The following is a 19,415-nucleotide window of genomic DNA, read 5'->3' on the forward strand; positions in this document are numbered from 1 at the left end:
CCATCATCATGCACAAGAAAATCGTCGGACTCTGCCTGGGGGCGCTGCTGGCGGCGACGGCCTTGTCGCCGGCCAGCGCCCAGGACCGGCTGTCCACGCGCGACGAGGCCGTGAGCTTCGTCAGGAAAGCGGCCGCCTATCTGCGCCAGCAAGGCAGGGAGCAGGCGCTGCGGGACTTCAACAACCCCAAGGGACCGTTCGTCGAGCGCGAGCTGTACATCGTCGTGCTCGACCTGGGCGGCACACTGCTGGCCGACGGCAGCAATCCCAGGCTGGTCAACAAATCGCTGATCGACCTGCGCGACGTTAACGGTAAATACTTCGTCCGGGAGGAATTAAAAATGGCCAGGGACACAGGCAAGGGCTGGGTCGATTTCCAGTGGCTGAACCCGGTAAGCAAAACGATGGAGGCGCGCTCCAGCTATTTCGAGCGGGTGGACGACTACATCGTCCTGACCGGTGTGTATCAGCAGCGCTGATTGACGTGCATCGGTAAAACATTGGCCGTCGATCTGATTTTCGGGTCGCCAAATCGGTTCCAGCCAATCGACACAGGCGGGGCAGCTTGGACGCAGGTTTTCTATCGGAAGGTCGGACCTGGTCCTCGCTGTTAGCGCGAACCTTCCTCGCAAAGCGGTGCTCCCAATCCGCTCCGCTTTGCGATTAACATATCACGCCGGGACACGATGGGCATGCGCAAGTGGTTGAGAATCACCTTATATAAATCTAAGGATTTCCCTATAGAGATATTGCACTTATCCCGCTAGCATGGATCCGTGTCCCCCTCGAAGTCTCTGCGCCGGCTTAACGCATCACCACATCTTTTTACCGAAGGACACCACATGAGAACAATCTTCAGGAATATAACCTTAGGCCTCTTCGCATTGGAGATCAATACTACGGCATTGGCCGCTTCCGATAGAGGAACGGCTGACGAAGCAGTGGTGATGGTAAAAAAGGCAGTTGCGTATCTAAAGGCGAACGGCAAGGAAAAGGCATACACAGAATTCAGCAATCCGAAGGGGCAGTTTGTCGATCGCAGTTTGTACATATTCGTGTACGACATGAAGGGCAATAATCTGGCGATCGGCAATGGCAACGCTTCGAAGATGGTAGGCAAGAATCTGATTGAGATGCGGGACGCCGACGGCGTCTACCTGATCAAAAACTTCATCGAAATCGCCAATACCAAAGGCAACGGCTGGAGCGACTATAAGTGGCCGAATCCGGTCAATGCAACCATAGAACCCAAATCCAGCTATGTCGAAAAGGTCGGCGATGTACTGATCGGCTGCGGCATTTATAAGTAGTGCTTTACTACGAAGCACTTCTCTGAAAAAACCCTGAATGGCCCCACAGCCCTCGCTGGTCGCCGCCTCACGCCGAATAGACGAACAGCGCTTGCACCAGGTCAGGATGCGAGGGAAAAATATGGCTTACTGCAAGGTCGCCAGTTGCCGCTCGATGGCTTCGCTGATGCTGGTCTCGGTATGGCCGATGTGGTCGCTCAGCTGTGTCAGCGCCTTATCCTTGTCGCGCGCCAGCACCGCGTCGAGCAGCATCTGGTGTTCATTGTGCTTGTGGCGCCCGGATTGCCGGTGCAGCGCCGAGAAACGACGATAGCGTTCGGCGCGGTCGAACAGGGAATCGACCATGCCCAGCAGCAGCGGCGATGGGCAGGCGCGGAACATGGCGAAGTGGAAGGCTTTGTGCCGCACGGACCAATCGTCGTCCAGCGCCACCGGGCCTTTGCCCAGGCGCTTTTCCACCATGCTCAGACGGTGGAACGCGGCCAGGATCTCGCCTTCCCACTCGTCGTCGCCATACGTCATTGCATCGGACAACGCTTCGCATTCGAGCAGCCGGCGGATGCGTGAGATTTCGCGGAAATCCTCCACCGAAATCGGTGCCACGCGAAAGCCCTTGTTGTCGCTGGCCGTCACGATGCCTTCCTGCGCCAGGCGGTTCAGCGCTTCGCGGATCGGCGAGCTGCTCAGGCCGTAAGCCTTGGACAGCGCCTCCACCTTCAGCTTGGTGCCGGGCGTCAGTTCGCAGCAGACGATGGCGCGCTTCATTTTATGCAGCGCCACTTCGATCAGCGATGAGCCGGCGGCGGGTTCGATGGACAGATTTTCCATGATGGGAATCCAGAAGGATGAAACACCCCGTATTTTATGCGTAAAATGCCTAAAAATGCAAATTATTTAAGCATTTGCGCGCTCAATCCAGCCCCATGGCCGCACTGTACTCGCCCGCCTGGCCGGCCAGCCAGCGGCGGAACGCCGTCAGCGCGGTATTGCCGGCCTTGCCCTCGGGGTAGATCAGGTAGTAGGAACGCTCGTTCAGGTACTGGTGGCTGACCGCTTGCACCAGTACCCCGCGCCGCAATTCATCTTCCACCAGGAAGCGCGGAATCAGCGCCACCCCCATGCCATGGATGGCCGCCTCGGCCAGCATCGAGAACAGCTCGAAACGGGGACCGGACATGTCGCCCTCGACCTGCAAACCGCGCGAGGTGAACCAGTCGCGCCATGCGTAGGGACGGGTGCTCTGTTGCAGCAGCGCATGGCGGCGCCAGTCGATGCGCCCCAGCGCCGGGCTGCACACGGCGATCAGGTTTTCACGCATCAGGAACAGGCTGTCCGTGCCGGGCCAGGTGGCCGGGCCGGCATAGATGGCGGCGTCGAACGTCGTCTCGTCGAACAGGAAGGGCCGCGTGCGCGCGCTCAGGTTGACGGTGATGTCGGGATGCTCGGCGGCGAACAGCGGCATGCGCGGCAGCAGCCACTTGGTGGCGAAGGTCGGCACCACGCCCAGCTCCAGCGTGCCGCCCTGCCCGCCCTTGGCCATCAGCGCCAGCGTGTCGCGCTCCACTTCGTTCAGGCGCGCGCTGATCTGGCGGCTGTAAATCAGGCCGGCCTCGGTCAGCGCCACGCCGCGCCGTCCACGGCGGAACAGCTTTAGATCCAGGAACTCCTCGAGTGCGCCGATCTGGCGGCAGACCGCGCTTTGCGTGACGGCCAGCTCGTCGGCCGCCTTGGTGAAGCTCTGATGGCGGGCCGCCGATTCGAACGCCGACAGCGCGGCGGTGGACGGTATTTTGCGGCGCATGGATGGATACTCCAATTCTTTACAAGTGCGTAATGCGCACAATTTAGTGCGAACAAATCGTTTGTGAGCCTGCCATTGCGATTGTACATTAGGTACACGATAAACTTTTAAGAGTACGAAATGAGCTCAAAGCATAACTACGCCGCTTTCCAATGGGACGACCCGCTGCTGCTGGATCAACAGCTGAGCGACGAGGAACGCATGGTGCGCGAATCGGCCCGCGCCTATTGCCAGGAACGGCTGGAGCCGCGCGTGCTCGAAGCCTTCCGCCGCGAACAGACCGACAGCGCCATCTTCCGCGAGATGGGCGAGCTGGGCCTGCTGGGCGTGACCATCCCCGACACCTACGGCGGCGCCGGCTTCAACGCGGTGTGCTACGGCCTGGTGGCCCGCGAAGTCGAGCGCGTGGACTCGGGCTATCGTTCGATGATGAGCGTGCAGTCGTCGCTGGTGATGGTGCCCATCTACGAATTCGGCAATGAAGCGACCAAGCAAAAATACCTGCCCAAGCTGGCCAGCGGTGAATGGATAGGCTGCTTCGGCCTGACCGAGCCGAATCACGGCTCCGACCCTGGCGGCATGTTGAGCCGCGCGAAAAAAGTCCCGGGCGGCTATGAGCTGAGCGGCGCCAAGATGTGGATCACCAACAGCCCGATCGCCGACGTGTTCGTGGTATGGGCCAAGGACGATGAGGGCGCGATCCGCGGCTTCGTGCTGGAGAAAGGCTGGAAAGGCCTGGAGGCGCCGGCCATCCACGGCAAGGTCGGGCTGCGCGCCTCGATCACCGGCGAGATCGTCATGGACGGCGTGTTCTGCCCGGAAGAAAACGCCTTCCCGGACGTGCGCGGCCTGAAGGGGCCGTTCACCTGTCTGAACAGCGCTCGCTACGGCATCGCCTGGGGCGCGATGGGCGCGGCCGAGGACTGCTGGCACCGCGCACGCCAGTATGTACTGGACCGCAACCAGTTCGGCAAGCCGCTGGCCGCCAATCAGCTGATCCAGAAAAAGCTGGCCGACATGCAGACCGAGATCACGCTCGCGCTGCAAGGCTGCCTGCGCCTGGGCCGCATGAAAGATGAAGGCACGGCGGCGGTGGAGATCACCTCCATCATGAAGCGCAATTCCTGCGGCAAGGCGCTGGACATCGCCCGCATGGCGCGCGATATGTTGGGCGGAAACGGCATCAGCGACGAATTCGGCGTGGCCCGCCATCTGGTCAACCTCGAAGTGGTCAACACCTACGAGGGCACCCACGACGTGCACGCGCTGATCCTCGGCCGCGCCATCACCGGCATCGCGGCGTTCTGATGGAAACGGGCGCCGCAACGACGCCCGCCGCCCTCGCCGGCGTGCGGGTGCTGGATCTGTCGCGGGTGCTGGCCGGTCCCTGGGCCGGCCAGCTGCTGGCCGACCTGGGCGCGGACGTGGTCAAGGTCGAGCGCCCGGTCGCCGGCGACGACACCCGCGCCTGGGGGCCGCCATGGCTGGACGACGCCGACGGCCAGGCCACCGGCGAATCGGCCTACTACCTGAGCGCCAACCGCAACAAACGCTCGGTGACCATCGACCTGGGGCGGCCGGAAGGCCGGCAACTGGTGCGCCAATTGGCCGCCAAGGCCGACATCCTGATCGAGAACTTCAAGCTCGGCGGCTTGCGCCAGTATGGGCTCGACTACGACAGTCTGCGCGCACTCAATCCGCGCCTGATCTACTGCTCGATCACCGGCTTCGGCCAGACCGGGCCTTACGCGGCGCGCGCAGGCTACGATTTTCTGATCCAGGGCATGGGCGGGTTGATGAGCCTGACCGGCCGTCCCGATGGCGCGCAAGGCGCGGGACCGGTCAAGGTCGGCGTGGCGCTGACCGACATCATGACCGGCCTCTACGCCAGCAACGCCGTGCTGGCCGCCCTGGCGCACCGCGAGCGTTCCGGCCAGGGCCAGTACATCGACCTGGCCCTGCTCGACGTGCAGATCGCCTGCCTGGCCAACCAGGCGGCCAACTACCTGGTGGGCGGCGTCGCGCCTGGCCGCATGGGCAACGCCCATCCGAACATCGTGCCCTACCAGGATTTTCCGACCGCCGACGGCTACATGATCATCGCGGTCGGCAATGACGGCCAGTTCGCCGGTTTGTGCCGGACGCTGGGCCGGCCGGAATGGGCCGAGGATGCGCGCTTCGCCACCAACCCGCAGCGGGTCCGGCACCGCGACGAGCTGGTGGCGCTGATGCGCGCCGTCACCACCGGCCGCGGCACCGACGAATGGGTGGCGCTGATGGAGGCGGCCGGCGTGCCCTGCGGTCCGATCAACACGCTGGACCGCGTATTCGCCGATCCGCAGGTGCGGGCGCGCGGCCTGCATATCGACTTGCCGCACCCGCTGGCCGGCAGCGTGCCGCTGGTTGCCAATCCGATCCGCATGTCGGCCACGCCGGTGCAGTACCGCAGCGCCCCGCCCACGCTGGGCCAGCACACGGACGAAGTACTGGCCGCATGGCTGGACCTGACGCCGCCGGACCTGGCCGCGCTGCGGCGGGACAAGGTGGTTTGAGCTGGATCGAAGGAACTTAAGAGAGGTTGAGCATGAAGGTTTTAGTGGCAGTGAAACGCGTGGTGGACCATAACGTCAAGGTCCGCGTGAAGAGCGATGGCAGCGGCGTCGATGTCGCCAACGTCAAGATGGCGATGAACCCCTTCGACGAAATCGCCGTCGAGGAAGCCGTGCGCCTGAAGGAGAGCGGTGCCGCCAGCGAGGTGGTGGTGGTGTCCTGCGGTGCGATGGCTTGCCAGGAAACCCTGCGCACCGCGATGGCGTTGGGGGCCGATCGCGCCATCCTGGTCCATACCGACGCCGAGTTGCAGCCGCTGGCGGTGGCCAAGTTGCTGAAGGCGCTGGCCGACTGGGAGCAGCCGCGCCTGATCATCACCGGCAAGCAGGCCATCGACGACGATTGCAACCAGACCGGCCAGATGCTGGCGGCCCTGCTGGACTGGCCGCAGGCGACCTTCGCCTCCCGGCTGGTCATCGAAGGCGACCAGGCTTGCGTCAGCCGTGAAGTCGATGGTGGCCTGGAAACGCTGGCGCTGGCATTGCCGGCGCTGGTCACCACCGACTTGCGCCTGAACGAGCCGCGCTACGCCACCCTGCCCAACATCATGAAGGCCAAGAAGCGGCCGCTGGACATCGTCACACCCGTCGAACTGGGCGTGGATGTGGCGCCCCGCCTGAAGGTGCTCGGCATGGCCGAACCGGCAGGCCGCGGCGCCGGCGTCATGGTGCCGGATGTGGCGACGCTGCTGGACAAGCTCAGGCAGGAAGCCCAAGTCATCTAGTTTTTTCTCCCTCATTCATCTGGAACATCTCATGACCGCACTCGTCATCGCAGAACACGACCACACCGGCCTGAAGGCCGCCACCCTGCACACCATCAGCGCCGCCCTGGCCTGCTGCGCCGAGGTCCACGTCCTGGTGGCAGGCGCCGCCTGCGCCGACGCTGCCGCTGCGGCGGCCGGCATCCGTGGTGTCGCCAAGGTATTGCTGGCCGACGCGCAGCACCTCGCCACCGGCGCGGAAAACCTGGCCGAACAGATACTGGCGCTTGCCGCCGGCTATAGCCACATCCTGGCGCCGGCCACGGCCTGCGGCAAGAGCGTCTTGCCGCGCGTGGCGGCCCGTCTCGATGTCGCGCAGATTTCCGAAGCCAGCAGGGTGTGCACGCCCGACACCTTCGAGCGCCCCGTGTATGCCGGTAACGTGGTCGCGACCGTGCAATCGGCGGACGCGATCAAGGTGCTGACGGTGCGCACCACCAGCTTCGAGCCGGCCGCCGGCGGCGGCGATGCGGTGGTCGAGGCGGTCGCGCCGGCGGCGAACCGCGGCCGTTCCACGCTACTGTCGCGACAGACTGTCAGCAGTGGCCGGCCGGAATTGAGCGGCGCCGGCATCGTGGTCGCGGGCGGGCGAGGGTTGGGTTCGGCGGAGAATTTCAAGCTGCTTGATCCGCTGGCCGACCGCCTCGGCGCCGCCATCGGCGCCTCGCGCGCGGCGGTGGACGCGGGCTTCGTGCCGAACGACTGGCAGGTCGGCCAGACCGGCAAGATCGTCGCGCCGCGACTGTATATCGCGGTCGGTATTTCGGGGGCGATCCAGCACCTGGCCGGCATGAAGGAATCGAAGACCATCGTCGCCATCAACAAGGACCCGGAAGCGCCTATCTTCGCGGTGGCCGATTACGGCATCGTCGGCGACCTGTTTGAGATCGTGCCGCAGATGGTGGCGGCGCTGGCCTGATGAAACTGGCCTCGATTATTATTTAAGCGAATATTTAATTCTGTAAAAATTCAAGACATGTTCGATGAAACCATCCGTCAACATTGCCTTGTGCGTGGAGTTCAACTCTTCGAAACGGTTTGTCAAGGGCGATTTCCTGCCAATTGCCAAGTAAAGATAATTGACGCCATCATATTCGAACTCCGATTTCTCGACTTTCCCCTCAAGGCCTTCCGTAATCAACCTGTAATTTTCGGCGGGAACATATCCGGCAATGACATCAAAGCGTTTTGCCAATAGCATGGGGAACAGTTGTTCTTGCCGCGCCACGGGCTTTTTGTTTAGTCTCGCATCGTTGTCAAATTGTGGAAAATAACTCCCGCCGTGCAGCATGCCAATTGGCGATGCCAGCTTATATAAATCCTTATACTCCGCGATTGAAATTCCCGAGCCTTTACGGGAGTAGAATGCAATCGGATACTTGTCAAGGTAAGGAAGATCAAAGTATCGCATATACAGTTCACGCTCCGGCCGCTTGAAAAGGCTGCTGACTAAATCAGCTTTACCATCTTCGATCAGCTTCAGGCAGCGTATCAATGGGCACTTTATAAACGCAATTTTCATCTTCATGCGCCGAGCGAGTTCTCGCACAATATCAATCTCGATACCGCTCGGCTCTCTGTTTATCGCCGTTTCCGCGCCAATGATAAAGGGAGGGTTAGGAAAAATGACATAACGAATGGTTTCCGAAGGCGTAGCCTTGGATTGCGACAACAACAAGTAAAATATCAGTAAAAAATATTTTTTCATCACAGCCGTAGTCACAATGTTGATACGTCCCTGTATATGCCAGCCATGAACTTCCCCACCCCGGAGCCTGGCGCTCCTTATAGGGGAATCAAGATTTACCGATAGGGAGGACGTACACCGTGATTTATAGTAGTGCCAATCCGGGCTTTTCACCAGCAATTGCACGCTGTTTTTAGAGGACGTGGCCGGGCAACAGGAGTTTGCGCCTGCTACTTCTCGCTCTTGCCGTGCATGACCATGATGGTTTGCTGCATGAGCGCACAGAGCGTTTCCTGTCCATCCTTGACGGCAAACACCTCCGCCTGCGTGACGATCAGCGTGCGCCCGGGACGGACGACGCGGCCCCGCGCGATCAACAGGTCGCCGCCGGCGGGGGCGAGCAAATTCATCTTGTATTCGACGGTGAGGACCGACGCGCCCTCCGGCACCACCGTCATCGCCGCATAGCCCGCGGCCGAATCGGCGATCATGCCGACCACGCCGCCATGCACAAAGCCATGCTGCTGCTCGACGCCGCTCCAGTGCGGCAGGTGGATTTCAATCCGGCCGTGTTCAACCACGGCTAACTCCGCCTTGATCAAGGCCATCGCGTTCTGGCGCGCGAAGCTGGCGTGCACGCGTTCGCCGACGCCAGCACCGGAAGTATCTGACATCGCTGTCCTCCTGTTAGTCACACGTTTGTCTTGTGCGCTCAATCATACCGCAATCCCGGCGAGGCTCAGGGCGCCGCCGGGATGCCGCTCAGGCCATATCCAGGCCGCTGGCCGCGCCGGCCAGCTTCTCGCGCAGCGTATGCAGCAGCGCGATCCCTTCCGCCGCCGAAGCCGCCGTGCCGAACACATAGTGGTCCGGCCGCACCAGCACGAAGGTGCATAGCCGATCGGCCATCCAGTTGCGCAAAATCCCGCCCTGCTCGCGGAAGCCGTGCCCGCCGCAGGAGGCGCCGGCCGGACCGGCATCGAGCAATTGCAGCAGGGCCAGTGGCAATGCGGCCAGTTGCGCGTCGCCCTCGATGCCGGCCGCGAGCGCGCCCAGGTCCGCGCCGGGGGCGGCGACGATGCGGAAGGCCGGGCCGGTAAAGCGGTCCAGCAGATCCTCGCGTCCCGCATGATCGACCACCATCGGCTGCGGGAACAGCGCGCCGCGCGCGCCCACGCTGTCGAGCGGCGCCAGGAAGCCGCCGGACAATCCGGGTATCAGCGACTGGCGCACCGTCGGTCCCGGGTTGCGCTCCATCTCCGCCAGCATGGCGCGGTCGCGCGCGGCGGCGCGCTCCGCATCCCGTTCGCAGATGACGTGGCCGAATTCCTTGGTCACCAGCGTGGTATGACGCACATGGGGCAGCCGTTCCTCCTGATAAGTGTCGAGCAGCGACGGCGCCGCCAGGCCGCGATGCACCAGCGCCAGCTTCCACACCAGATTGGAGGCGTCGCGTATGCCCTGGCACATGCCCTGCGCCATGAACGGCGGCGTCATGTGCGCCGCGTCGCCGAGGAAGAACAGTCCGTCCTCGCGCCAGGTCTTCAGGATCAAGGCATGGAAGCGGTAGGCCGACGCCCGCCACAGCTCATATTCATGCGGCGTCAGCCAGCGCGACATCAATTGGGCGATCGCTTCCGGCTGCGAGATGCTGGCCGGTGTTTCATTCGGATTGATCATGAATTCCCAGCGCCGGTGGCGGCCGGGGCCGACGATGTAGGTGCAAGGCCGCTCGAATTCGCAGTATTGGATATTGGTCGCCGGCAGCCGCTCCAACACTTCGGGCGCCACCATCAAGTCCACCACCATCCATGGCTCGTCGAACTGCAGGTCCTCCATCTCCAGGCCCAGCCTGCCACGCAGAGGACTGGTGCCGCCGTCGCAGGCCAGCACATAGCGGCTGCGCACTTCGCGCTGCGTGCCTTCGCGGTCCTGCAGCAGGCTGACGTAGCCGTCGTCTTCGCGCGTCACCGACAGTACTTCGGTCGAGCGTTCCAGGCTCACGCCCGGCAGCTCCTGTAGCCGCGCGCGCAGTGCGCCTTCGACCGCCGGCTGCGAGAACACATAGTTGGCCTCCCAGCCCAGCTGATACGGCGCGCCGGCCGGCATGATGCGCTTGATCACGCGTCCGCCGCTGCTGTGGTATTCCGTGGTCCGGTACGGCATGACATGCTCGGCGATGCGGGCGGCGATGCCGATATTGTCGAACACCCGCATGACTTCGTGGTCCAGTCCGAAGGCCCGCGGCTTGTCGTAAATGTCGGGCAGCTTGTCGGCCACCAGCGTCTTCAGGCCCCACAGCCCCGCCAGGTTTGCGGCCACCGCGCCGACCGGGCCGGCGCCCACGATAAGTACATCCACGTCCATGTTGATCTCCTGTTTTTCTTGTGATGATATCGGGCCTAGGCCCTGGTGTATGCGGTCTTGACGCTGGTGTAGAACTCGGCCGCGTGGCTGCCCTGCTCGCGCGCGCCGTAACTCGATCCCTTGGTGCCGCCGAACGGCACGTGGTAGTCGACGCCAGCGGTGGGCACGTTCACCATCACCATGCCTGCCTGCGCCTGGCGCTTGAAGTGGGTCGCGTGCTTGAGCGACGTGGTGCAGATGCCGGCCGACAGGCCGAACGGGCTGTCGTTGGCCAATTCCAGCGCGTGCTCGTAGCCGTCGGCCGGAATGGCGCAGGCCACCGGACCAAAGATCTCTTCGCGCGCGATGCGCATGCCGGCGTCGGCGTCCGCGAACAAGGCCGGACTCATGAAATAGCCATCGGTGTCGCGTTTCAGCCTGCGGCCGCCGCAGACCAGCCGCGCGCCTTCGGCCTGCCCCAGTTCGACATAGTCCAGATTGCTGGCCAGCTGTTCGCCGTCGACCACGGGACCGATCTGCGTCTGTGCCTCCAGCGCGTGGCCGACCTGCAACGCCGATAGGGTCTCGCCGACGCGCCGCACGAATTCCGCATACACGCCCTTCTCGACGATGAAGCGCGACGAGGCGGTGCAGCGCTGGCCGGTCGAGTAGTAGGCACCCTGCACCGCGCAATCGACCGCGACATCGAGGTCGGCGTCGTTGAGGATCACCAGCGGATTCTTGCCGCCCATTTCCAGCTGCACCTTGGCAAAGCGCCGGGCGGCGGCCGTCATCAGCGTGCGGCCGGTATCGACCGAGCCGGTGAAGCTGATGGCCGCCACCTGCGGCGATTCCAGCAGCGCCTTCCCGACCACCGAGCCGCGCCCCATGGCCAGGTTGAACACGCCGGCCGGCAAGCCGGAGCGGCTGATGATCTCGGCCAGCGCCCAGGCGCAGCCCGGCACCAGGTCGGCCGGCTTGAACACCACCGTGTTGCCGTAGGCCAGGGCCGGCGCGATCTTCCAGGCCGGGATCGCCATCGGGAAGTTCCACGGCGTGATGATGCCGACCACGCCCACCGGCTCGCGCGTGACCTCGACCTCGACCTGCGGCCGCACCGAAGCCAGCTTGTCGCCGCGCAGGCGCAGCGCCTCGCCGCCGAAGAACTTGAAGATATTGCCGGCGCGCGCCACCTCGCCGATGCCCTCGGCCAGCGTCTTGCCCTGCTCGCGCGCCAGCAGCGTACCCAGCTCGCGTTTCCGCAGCAACAGTTCGCTGCCGACGAAATCGAGCGCCCTGGCCCGCGGTTCGATGCCGCTGTTCGCCCATGCGTGGCGCATGGACGCGGCGGCGGCGATCGCCTGTCCGGCCTGGGCGGCGTCGGCATGCGCATATTCCCCCACCAGGTCGGCCAGGTCCGAGGGGTTGATGTTGCGGCGCGGGCTGCCGTCGACCCAGGCGCCGCCTATGTAATTGGCGTGCATGGTCAGGCGCGCGTCTGGCGCAGCAGCTCGCGCGTGGCGGCGATCCATTCCGCGCGCGTCTTGAAGTCGGGGCGGCGGCGGCACATGGCCTCGGTGGTGGCCAGGATGGTGTCCGCCGGCTGCGACAGGTCGAGCGGTTCGCGGCACGGCTGGTGGGTGTAGAACGGCGAATCGACATACATCTCGATCGGATTGCCCTCCGGGTCCTTGAAGTATAGCGACCAGGCGTTGCCGTGGTCGACCTGGTCGAGATCGCGCAGGCCGAATTCCTGGGCCCGCTTGTAATACGTGCGCAAATCCTCCAGTGTATCGAGCAGGAAGGACAGCTGGTTGATTGGATTGAATGGCAGGTCGGTCGGCTTGCCGTCGAACAGCACCAGTTGGTGGTGAATTTCTGGATCCTGCGTCATGAAGAACAGGCGGTGGCCGGTGGAGGCGACGCCGCGGTCGCTGACGATGAAGCCGATCTTGGCCCGGTAGAACTCGACCATCATGTCGAGGTCGGCGCAGAAGATGCCGGTGTGGGTGTACTGAATGCGGGGCAGTTGCGACATGGTGGACTCCTCAAGCTTCATCGATGACGGGATTGGACAGCGTGCCGATCTGCGAGATCGTCACTTCGAAGGTGTCGCCGGCCGCGAGGAACACCGGTGGCGTGCGTTTGAAGCCGATGCCGCTCGGCGTGCCGGTGGCCAGGATGTCGCCCGGATGCCACGGCAGCGCCTTCGAGATATACGCGATCAGCGCCGGAATGTCGAACGCCAGTTCGGCCAGGCGGCCATGCTGCATCTGTTCGCCGTTCAGCGTGCCGGTGACGAGCAGCTCGCGATAGTCGGCGATCTCGTCGGCCGTCACCAGCCACGGCCCCAGCGCCCCGGTGGACTGGAAGTTCTTGCCCATGCCGTATTGGTGGGTGTGGAACTGCCAGTCGCGTACGCTGGCGTCGTTGAAACAGGTGTAGCCGGCCACATGACTCATGGCGTCGGCGGCGTCGATGTGGGCGCCCCCTTTGCCGATCACCACCGCCAGCTCGGCCTCGAAATCGAAGTGGCCGGAAACCTTGGGCCGCAGCAGCGGCGCGCCGTGGGCGATCAGCGTTTCGTGATAGCGCTGGAAGATCACCGGGTGTTCGCCGATCTTGCGGCCCGCCTCGTGCGCATGCTCGACATAGTTAATGCCGACGCAGACCACCTTGCCGGGGCGCGGTATCACCGGCTCCAGCTGCACGCCGGTCAGCGGGCACATGACGGGCGTGCTTGCCACGATGCGGCGCGCCGCCTCCAGCGCGGCCGGGTCGCCCAGCAGCGTCGCCAGGTCTTCCACGCCATCCAGCTGGCCGCTCAGCTCCACCACGCCCTGCCCGGTCACCGCGCCAAACCGCGCCTGGCCTTCGCGCCGATATGAAATCAACTTCATTGTCTTCTCCTTGTTGTTCGGGTGGCAGGCGCCTGCCGCGCCATGCCTGGAGCAATTATAGGATCAAACATATTTTTGTGCACAAAAATATTTAATTTGCATAAAATCTCGCCGCATGTATAATTTCCATCAAGGGGCGGGACCGGATCTCCGGCCCGCCGCGCCGCCTGCGGCTGGCATGCAGGCGCTTCGATTGTTGTTCGCTGAGGAGATGTTGATGTCGCTCGTTACGGTACGCAAGTACAAACTGGATATTGAAGAAATTTGGCATGAAGGCGGCCCGCGGTTGGAGCAGCCGCTGCGGGTGGCGACGGCGCTGGCCGTGGTCGCCAATCCCTATGCCGGGCGTTACCAGCCCGACCTGCTCCCCTTCATGGCGGAGCTGCGCCAACTCGGTTCGGAGCTGTCGGCGCGCCTGATCGCGGCGCTGGGCGGCGTCGCCAACGTGCAGGCCTATGGCAAGGGTGCGGTGGTCGGCGAGGACGGCGAACTGGAGCACGGCGCGGTCTGGCACGAGGCCGGCGGCTGGGCGATGCGCGAAGCGCTGGGTCAGCCGAAGGCCATCGTGCCGTCCGCCAAGACCATCGGCGGCATTGGCACCCGCCTGATCGTGCCGTTGGGGCATATCCAGGCCGCCTATGTTCGCAGCCATTTCGGCGCCGCCGAAATGACGCTGTGGGACGGTCCGCGCCGCAACGAAATCGCCTTCGGACTGGCGATGGCGACCGGCGGCCGGGTCCATGCCCGCCTGGGCGGGCTGGCGGCGGCCGACGTCACGGGCAACGACGGCCTGCGCTGATCCGCGCGGCCACCAAGCAGAAGACCACACAAAAACAAGGAGACATGAAATGAGCAAGATGATGCGCGCGGCACGGATGCACGAAGTCGGCAAGCCGATGGAAATCGAACGGATACCGGTGCCGGAAGTCCGCCCCGGCGATGTGCTGGTCAAGGTCAAGGCTTGCGGCATCGTGCCCAACCTGGGCAACGTCCTGAGCAACTGGGGTACCTGGTTCCCGCACCTGCCGCTGCCCAAGCTGCCGGCCATTTTCGGCCTGGATCCGGCCGGCGTGATCGAAGCGGTCGGCTCGCAGGTGATCGGTTTCAAGCCGGGCGACCGCGTCTACGTCAACCCGGCCCGCTATTGCGGCGCCTGCCGCAACTGCCGCGCCGGCGAGACCACCGCCTGCGCCAGCTATACCTTCAACGGCTACTTCGGTTTCTCCCGGCGCTCGCAGCGCATCTACGACGACTACCCGTACGGCGGCCTGTGCGAATACATGACGGCGCCACAATACAGCCTGGTGCGCATTCCCGGCAATATGCGCTTCGAGCAGGCCGCACGGCTGGGCTACCTGGGCACCGCCTACCGCGCGCTGCGCACGGCCGGCGTGGGGCCGGGCTCCACTGTGCTGATCAACGGCATCAGCGGCACGCTGGGCCTGGGTGGCGCGCTGTTCGCGCTGGCACTGGGCGCGCGCCGCATCCTCGGCACCGGCCGCAACGTGGAGCTGCTGCAGCGGGTCAAGGCGTTGGCGCCGGATCGCATTCACGTGCATGCGCTCGGCAAGCGCCCCATGCGGGACTGGAGCGACGAAGTCACCGAGGGCGAAGGGGTGGACGCCGTAATCGATGCGCTGGGCCCTGGCGCCGACCCGCGCACCCTGCTCGACGCGTTGTCGACGCTGCGACGCGGCGGCAAGCTGGTCAATGTCGGCGCGGTGGCCGGCGAAGTGCCGGTCAACCTGCACTATTTGATGGACAATGACATCACGCTGGTCGGCTCGGCGTGGTTCACCACCGCCCAGGGCCAGGAGATGGCGGACCTGGCCGAGGCCGGCGTGGTGGATCTGTCGGTGTTCGAGCACCACAGCTTCCCTCTGGAGAAGGTGAACGAGGCGATCGGCGGCATCGAGCACCGTTCCGGCGGCTTCAGCAACTTCGTCATCTGTCCCTAAGGAGCACACCATGGAAATCCGACGTATCGTTACCGGCCACGACGCCCAAGGCAAGGCGGTGTTCGTCTCGGAAGCGGCGGCGCCGCGCGCGGCCGCATTCAAGCACATTCCCGGCCACGCCTTCGCCCAAGTCTGGGCCACGGCACCCGGCGCCAGCCTGCCGGCGCCGGCAGGCGATCCCACCCTGGACGGCGGCTCGCTGGTGCCGGCGCCGGGCGGCACCAGCTTCCTGATCGTCACCTTCCCGCCGGACGCCGTCATGATGAGCCCGGACTTTAACGGTGCGGCGGCCGGCGCCGAGCTGGGCGCCGCCCTGCCCGGCCTGATCGACTGTTTCGAGCCGGACTGCCCCGGCATGCACCGCAGCGACAGCATCGACTATGCGCTGGTGCTGGGCGGCGAGATCTGGCTGGAGCTGGACGACGGCGCGCAAAAACTGCTGCGCCAGGGCGACGTGGCGGTGCAGAACGGCACGCGCCATGCGTGGCGCAACCGCAGCGCGCAGGCCGCCACGCTGGCGTTCATCCTGGTCGGCGCGGCCCGGCCGGGAGCTTGACATGACGCGCTGCATTTGCGACGACGCCGTGCGCGACCTGATCTTCCGCGAGGCGCGTAGCCAGAACCGCTGGCAGGCGCGCGGCGTGGACGACGCGCTGCTGCGCGAAGTCTACGAGTTGCTGAAATGGGGGCCGACCAGCATGAACACCTCGCCGTTGCGGCTGCTGTTCCTGCGCACGCCCGAGGCGAAGGAACGGCTGCTGCCGGCGCTGGCGCCGGGCAACGTCGACAAGGCCAGGACGGCGCCGGTGGTGGCGGTGGTGGCCTACGACCGGACGTTTTACGAGAAATTGCCGACGCTGTTTCCGCACCGCGCGGACGCGGCCGACATGTTCCGCAACAATGAGCGGCTGAGCGAGAGCACCGCTTTTCGCAATGCCTCGCTGCAAGGCGCCTACTTGATGATCGCGGCGCGGATGGTGGGTCTCGATTGCGGCCCCATGTCCGGCTTCAACGAGGAGCTGGTCAACCAGACCTTTTTCTCGGACGGCGCATGGAAAGTCAACTTCCTGTGCGGCATAGGCTATGGCGACGCCACGGGATTGTTCCCCCGCCATCCCAAACTCAGCTTTGAGGAAGTTTGCCAGTTCCGCTAGCAAACCAAACTCTATCCCACCGGCGGCGCGGGCTGCGTCTGCATATCACGCTGTTGATTCGCCTGACCGCCGCCGGCGCCGCGCTGGGCCACACGCGCTTGGCTGGCGAGCGGAGTGGTTCGTTTCGGTCGATTCAAAGACCGCATGGGGCTTTTATGATTGAACTGTCGCTGATTCACGGCGTCGTGTACGAAACATTGATGCACGTAAAGCGATGGTCAGAAATTCATTCTCCGACAAGTCTCAACGTAAAAGGTAATACTCATGAACCGCAGCAAAATTATGAGCAAGACGGCATTTGTCGTCACGGCCGTCACAGCGAGCGTACTGCTGTCCAGCTCTGTTGTCGCCGCCCCTAAGGACTTGGTCGGCGCGCAGTCCGGCACGCTGGTCTTCGCCAACGTGAACAACCGCACCACCTGCGCGCGCGTCTATGTCAATGGCCAGCAGTACGATTTGACCAAGACCAATGTGCAGGGTCTCGCGCGCAACGTTCCGTTCGGCAAAGCGTTTATGGCGTCCATTTACAATAAGCCTACCTGTGGTGGTACGGCCGCGAAGAACGTTTGGTACACGACCCATACGCAGGCCACGCAGACCTGGTTGATTCAATAACCGACTCGAAGACGTCCGCCGGTTCCGCTGGCCGATCAAGAGAAAGGGCTCCGATCGGAGCCCTTTCTCTTATCCAAACTGCTGGTATCGCTTTCCCTACCTGTAAATGCCGCAACCGATCACGACATCGTCCACGCGCTCGACATAGGTGCGCTTGCCATCGATGGTGCCGGTAGTCGGGTTGGGCCATTTGTAATCGACCCAGCCCTTGCCTTCCTTGCCCATGCCCAGCGCGAGAATGTCCTTGATCAGGAACTTGCCGTCGGCGTCCTTCATCTCCAGCACGTTCTTGCCGACCAGCTTGACGTTGGCGCCATTGGCTTGCTCGATGCCGTCGCCATTGGCCAGGAAGGCGAAAATGTACAGGTCCTTGTGGATGAACGCCCCCTTCGGGTTATTGAATTCCGCGAAGGCCTGCTCCTTGCCATGCTTCTTCAGGAACTCGCTGGCTTTCCTGACCATCGCCACCGCTTCATCGGCCGTGCCCTTCTCCGCCGCGCCGGCGCCCGCATTGAACAACAGCGCCATGCAGCCCACCATCAAGTATTTCAACAGGTTTTTCATTTTTCAGTTCCTTTACTCGAAACACGAACATCGATTATTGGACGCCAGCCAGGCCAGCACCGGCCCCACGCCCACCACGTTGGCCGCGCGGTTGATGACCGCCTCGGTGACGCACCATGGATAGGGCAGCGAGGCCACCCATTTCATGACCGGCTCCACAGCGGCGGGTGGCAATATCTGCATGACTTCCACGCTGATGGCGAGCCGCTCGGCCAGGCCGGTGGTGTCGTCGAAATGCCAGTCGTAGCGCCCGCAGCCGACCCGCACATTGCCGTTGCACTTGTCCGTCATGACCACCAGCCATTCGCAGCTGAAGGCGGAAGCCGTTTGCTCGGGCGGAGGACCCAGGCAAAAGGTATAGACGTTCTCGTAGCTTTTTCCGAAGCGGCGCACCAGCACGTCCGCAATAGCGTCGCGTCCCCGCGCCAGCGGCGGGAAGGCGATGCTGTCGGTATGGACCTGCATCGACAGCATGGCGTCCTCGCTGAAAGCCTGGGCCATCAGGTGCGGACGATTGCCATCCTTGGCCAGCAGGTAGCTGTGGATGGTGTGGGCGGGCGAGCGCATGACGGCTTAGAAGACGTGACGGATGCCGAGATTCAGGCCGCGATTGCCGGTGCCGCCTTCAATCGCGCTGCCCACCGTGTAGCCGGCGCCGTTCTTGTTGCGGATGTACGCGTACACGCCATACAAGTCGGTGCGCTTGGACAGGTTGTAGCGATAACCGCCGGCCAGTTGCTCGGCATCCTGATTGAAGCCGGTCTTGTCGTTCTTGCGGATGTAGGAGCCTATCCACGTGCCCAGCCCTTGCGGCACCGTCACGCCCAGCAGCAGGTAGTTGCTATTGGTGGAAGGCGTTGGCGCGACCGCGTAGCCGAACGGATTGTTCAGGTTGCGCGGCAAGGCGCTGTTCAAGCCCTTGTCGACGCCGTACGCGAAGTGCGCCTTCGCCACGCCGAAGTCGTACAGCGCGGTTAGCACGGTGTTTTCGGCGCTGCTGGTGTTCTTTAGCGCGGCGGTGTCGTTGTTGCGGTGGTGATGCGCCAGGCGCACCATCAGCGAACCCGTGGTGTACGCCAGCGCGCCGCCGAACTGCCGCTGCGCCGTGCTGCTGTCCGCCACCTCGCCGGCGCCGTAGACCAGTTCTCCGCTAAAGCCGTTCACCACCGGCGACGCGTACTTGACCGAATTGTCCATGCGGCTGGCGCCGTTGCCGGTCGCTGCGATTAGGTTCTTGGTGTCGCCCGCCGTGCCGGAGCCGAAGGGATCGACCGTCGCCACCGCCAGGTACTGCGGCGTGTACTGGCGGCCCAGCGTCAGCGTGCCGGCCGTCTTGCTCTGCAGGCCGACATAAGCCTGGCGGCCGAACAGCAAGCCGCCCTGCCCCATCGCGCCGGTATCGGCCTGGAAGCCGTTCTCCAGCAGGAAGATGGCGGACAGGCCGTCGCCCAGATCCTCGGTGCCTTTGAAGCCCAGGCGCGAGCCCGACTCGACGCCGCTGGTCAGCTTGGTGCTGGAAGCGGCCGCGCCGACGCCGCCGCTTTCGCGCACCACCGCCATGTCGACGATGCCGTACACCGTCACGTTCGATTGGGCAGCAGCAACCCCTGCCAGTGCGCTCAGCATGAGCGCAAGCATAGTCTTGTTCATTTTGATTTCCCCAGTTGTACAGGCTCTGATGTTGGAGGCGGGATAACGAGCCCTGGC

The 19,415-nt window shown here is 63.9% G+C and carries 22 protein-coding genes; 11 read left to right on the plus strand and 11 right to left on the minus strand.

The genetic code is table 11. From position 1 onward, the window contains the following. Nucleotides 1-8 precede the first annotated feature (8 nt). On the plus strand, nt 9-479 hold the full coding sequence (locus D0T21_RS27635; protein WP_158568060.1) for a cache domain-containing protein: 471 nt from the start codon (nt 9-11) through the stop codon (nt 477-479). A gap of 363 nt (nt 480-842) precedes the next feature. Continuing rightward, the gene (locus D0T21_RS27640) at nt 843-1,310 is read left to right on the plus strand and encodes a cache domain-containing protein (RefSeq protein WP_116993195.1); all 468 of its coding nucleotides are present in this window, start codon (nt 843-845) and stop codon (nt 1,308-1,310) included. A 126-nt stretch (nt 1,311-1,436) separates the two neighbouring features. On the opposite strand, the gene D0T21_RS27645 is transcribed toward D0T21_RS27640, so the two are convergent. Both D0T21_RS27645 and D0T21_RS27650 read right to left on the minus strand, forming a co-directional pair. Continuing rightward, complete coding sequence (locus tag D0T21_RS27645) at nt 1,437-2,138, minus strand: GntR family transcriptional regulator (protein WP_116993196.1); 702 nt, start codon at nt 2,136-2,138, stop codon at nt 1,437-1,439. 82 nt (nt 2,139-2,220) lie between these two features. Next, nucleotides 2,221-3,111, minus strand: a complete 891-nt coding sequence (locus D0T21_RS27650) for a LysR family transcriptional regulator (protein WP_116993197.1) — start codon at nt 3,109-3,111, stop codon at nt 2,221-2,223. 120 nt (nt 3,112-3,231) lie between these two features. On the opposite strand from D0T21_RS27650, the gene D0T21_RS27655 reads away from it, so the two are divergent. Genes D0T21_RS27655 through D0T21_RS27670 form a run of 4 tightly spaced genes read left to right on the plus strand, consistent with a single transcriptional unit; the run spans nt 3,232 to nt 7,403 of the window. After that, entirely contained in the window at nt 3,232-4,419 is a 1,188-nt protein-coding gene (locus D0T21_RS27655; RefSeq protein ID WP_116993198.1) for an acyl-CoA dehydrogenase, read from the plus strand. Next, nucleotides 4,419-5,663 (plus strand): CaiB/BaiF CoA-transferase family protein, encoded by a 1,245-nt coding sequence (locus tag D0T21_RS27660; RefSeq protein WP_116993199.1) that lies wholly within the window; start codon nt 4,419-4,421, stop codon nt 5,661-5,663. The genes D0T21_RS27655 and D0T21_RS27660 overlap by 1 nt, the downstream gene beginning before the upstream one ends. A gap of 32 nt (nt 5,664-5,695) precedes the next feature. Further along, nucleotides 5,696-6,445: an electron transfer flavoprotein subunit beta/FixA family protein gene (locus D0T21_RS27665; RefSeq protein WP_116993200.1), complete on the plus strand. Its 750-nt coding sequence runs from the start codon at nt 5,696-5,698 to the stop codon at nt 6,443-6,445. A gap of 31 nt (nt 6,446-6,476) precedes the next feature. Then, a complete protein-coding gene (locus tag D0T21_RS27670) occupies nt 6,477-7,403 on the plus strand; it encodes an electron transfer flavoprotein subunit alpha/FixB family protein (protein ID WP_116993201.1) in 927 nt (308 codons plus the stop codon). An 18-nt stretch (nt 7,404-7,421) separates the two neighbouring features. Here the strand turns inward: D0T21_RS27670 and D0T21_RS27675 are convergent, their stop codons facing one another. The 6 genes from D0T21_RS27675 to D0T21_RS27700 all read right to left on the minus strand — a co-directional run bounded on the left by D0T21_RS27675 (nt 7,422) and on the right by D0T21_RS27700 (nt 13,417). Next, nucleotides 7,422-8,357, minus strand: a complete 936-nt coding sequence (locus D0T21_RS27675; protein ID WP_147330494.1) for an ABC transporter substrate-binding protein — start codon at nt 8,355-8,357, stop codon at nt 7,422-7,424. Nucleotides 8,358-8,401: 44 nt separating this feature from the next. Beyond that, nucleotides 8,402-8,845, minus strand: coding sequence for a PaaI family thioesterase (locus tag D0T21_RS27680; protein WP_199538599.1), 444 nt, complete (start codon nt 8,843-8,845; stop codon nt 8,402-8,404). A gap of 88 nt (nt 8,846-8,933) precedes the next feature. Next, nucleotides 8,934-10,538 carry a bifunctional 3-(3-hydroxy-phenyl)propionate/3-hydroxycinnamic acid hydroxylase gene (locus D0T21_RS27685; RefSeq protein WP_116993203.1) on the minus strand — a complete coding sequence of 535 codons (1,605 nt, stop codon included), beginning with the start codon at nt 10,536-10,538 and terminating at the stop codon, nt 8,934-8,936. Between the two features lie 35 nt (nt 10,539-10,573). Further along, a complete protein-coding gene (locus D0T21_RS27690; protein WP_116993204.1) occupies nt 10,574-12,001 on the minus strand; it encodes an aldehyde dehydrogenase family protein in 1,428 nt (475 codons plus the stop codon). 2 nt (nt 12,002-12,003) lie between these two features. Beyond that, nucleotides 12,004-12,555, minus strand: a complete 552-nt coding sequence (locus D0T21_RS27695) for a VOC family protein (protein ID WP_116993205.1) — start codon at nt 12,553-12,555, stop codon at nt 12,004-12,006. Nucleotides 12,556-12,565: 10 nt separating this feature from the next. After that, the gene (locus tag D0T21_RS27700; RefSeq protein ID WP_116993206.1) at nt 12,566-13,417 is read right to left on the minus strand and encodes a fumarylacetoacetate hydrolase family protein; all 852 of its coding nucleotides are present in this window, start codon (nt 13,415-13,417) and stop codon (nt 12,566-12,568) included. A 217-nt stretch (nt 13,418-13,634) separates the two neighbouring features. Here D0T21_RS27700 and D0T21_RS27705 point away from each other — a divergent pair, with 217 nt between their 5' ends. From D0T21_RS27705 to D0T21_RS27725, 5 genes are all read left to right on the plus strand, one after another. Further along, on the plus strand, nt 13,635-14,216 hold the full coding sequence (locus D0T21_RS27705; RefSeq protein ID WP_116993207.1) for an amino acid synthesis family protein: 582 nt from the start codon (nt 13,635-13,637) through the stop codon (nt 14,214-14,216). 49 nt (nt 14,217-14,265) lie between these two features. Next, nucleotides 14,266-15,375 carry an alcohol dehydrogenase catalytic domain-containing protein gene (locus D0T21_RS27710; RefSeq protein WP_116993208.1) on the plus strand — a complete coding sequence of 370 codons (1,110 nt, stop codon included), beginning with the start codon at nt 14,266-14,268 and terminating at the stop codon, nt 15,373-15,375. Between the two features lie 10 nt (nt 15,376-15,385). Further along, on the plus strand, nt 15,386-15,931 hold the full coding sequence (locus D0T21_RS27715) for a cupin domain-containing protein (RefSeq protein ID WP_116993209.1): 546 nt from the start codon (nt 15,386-15,388) through the stop codon (nt 15,929-15,931). Between the two features lies 1 nt (nt 15,932). Beyond that, the gene (locus D0T21_RS27720; RefSeq protein ID WP_116993210.1) at nt 15,933-16,529 is read left to right on the plus strand and encodes a malonic semialdehyde reductase; all 597 of its coding nucleotides are present in this window, start codon (nt 15,933-15,935) and stop codon (nt 16,527-16,529) included. A gap of 264 nt (nt 16,530-16,793) precedes the next feature. Further along, nucleotides 16,794-17,144, plus strand: a complete 351-nt coding sequence (locus D0T21_RS27725) for a hypothetical protein (RefSeq protein ID WP_116993211.1) — start codon at nt 16,794-16,796, stop codon at nt 17,142-17,144. Between the two features lie 96 nt (nt 17,145-17,240). Here the strand turns inward: D0T21_RS27725 and D0T21_RS27730 are convergent, their stop codons facing one another. The 3 genes from D0T21_RS27730 to D0T21_RS27740 are packed head-to-tail and all read right to left on the minus strand — an operon-like array spanning nt 17,241 to nt 19,358. After that, nucleotides 17,241-17,708: a cache domain-containing protein gene (locus tag D0T21_RS27730; RefSeq protein WP_199538600.1), complete on the minus strand. Its 468-nt coding sequence runs from the start codon at nt 17,706-17,708 to the stop codon at nt 17,241-17,243. Between the two features lie 12 nt (nt 17,709-17,720). After that, entirely contained in the window at nt 17,721-18,275 is a 555-nt protein-coding gene (locus tag D0T21_RS27735) for a hypothetical protein (RefSeq protein ID WP_116993212.1), read from the minus strand. 6 nt (nt 18,276-18,281) lie between these two features. Further along, entirely contained in the window at nt 18,282-19,358 is a 1,077-nt protein-coding gene (locus D0T21_RS27740) for a porin (RefSeq protein ID WP_116993213.1), read from the minus strand. Nucleotides 19,359-19,415: the final 57 nt, after the last annotated feature.

The sequence above is a fragment of the Duganella sp. BJB476 genome, assembly GCF_003416895.1.
GTDB lineage: Bacteria > Pseudomonadota > Gammaproteobacteria > Burkholderiales > Burkholderiaceae_D > Rugamonas.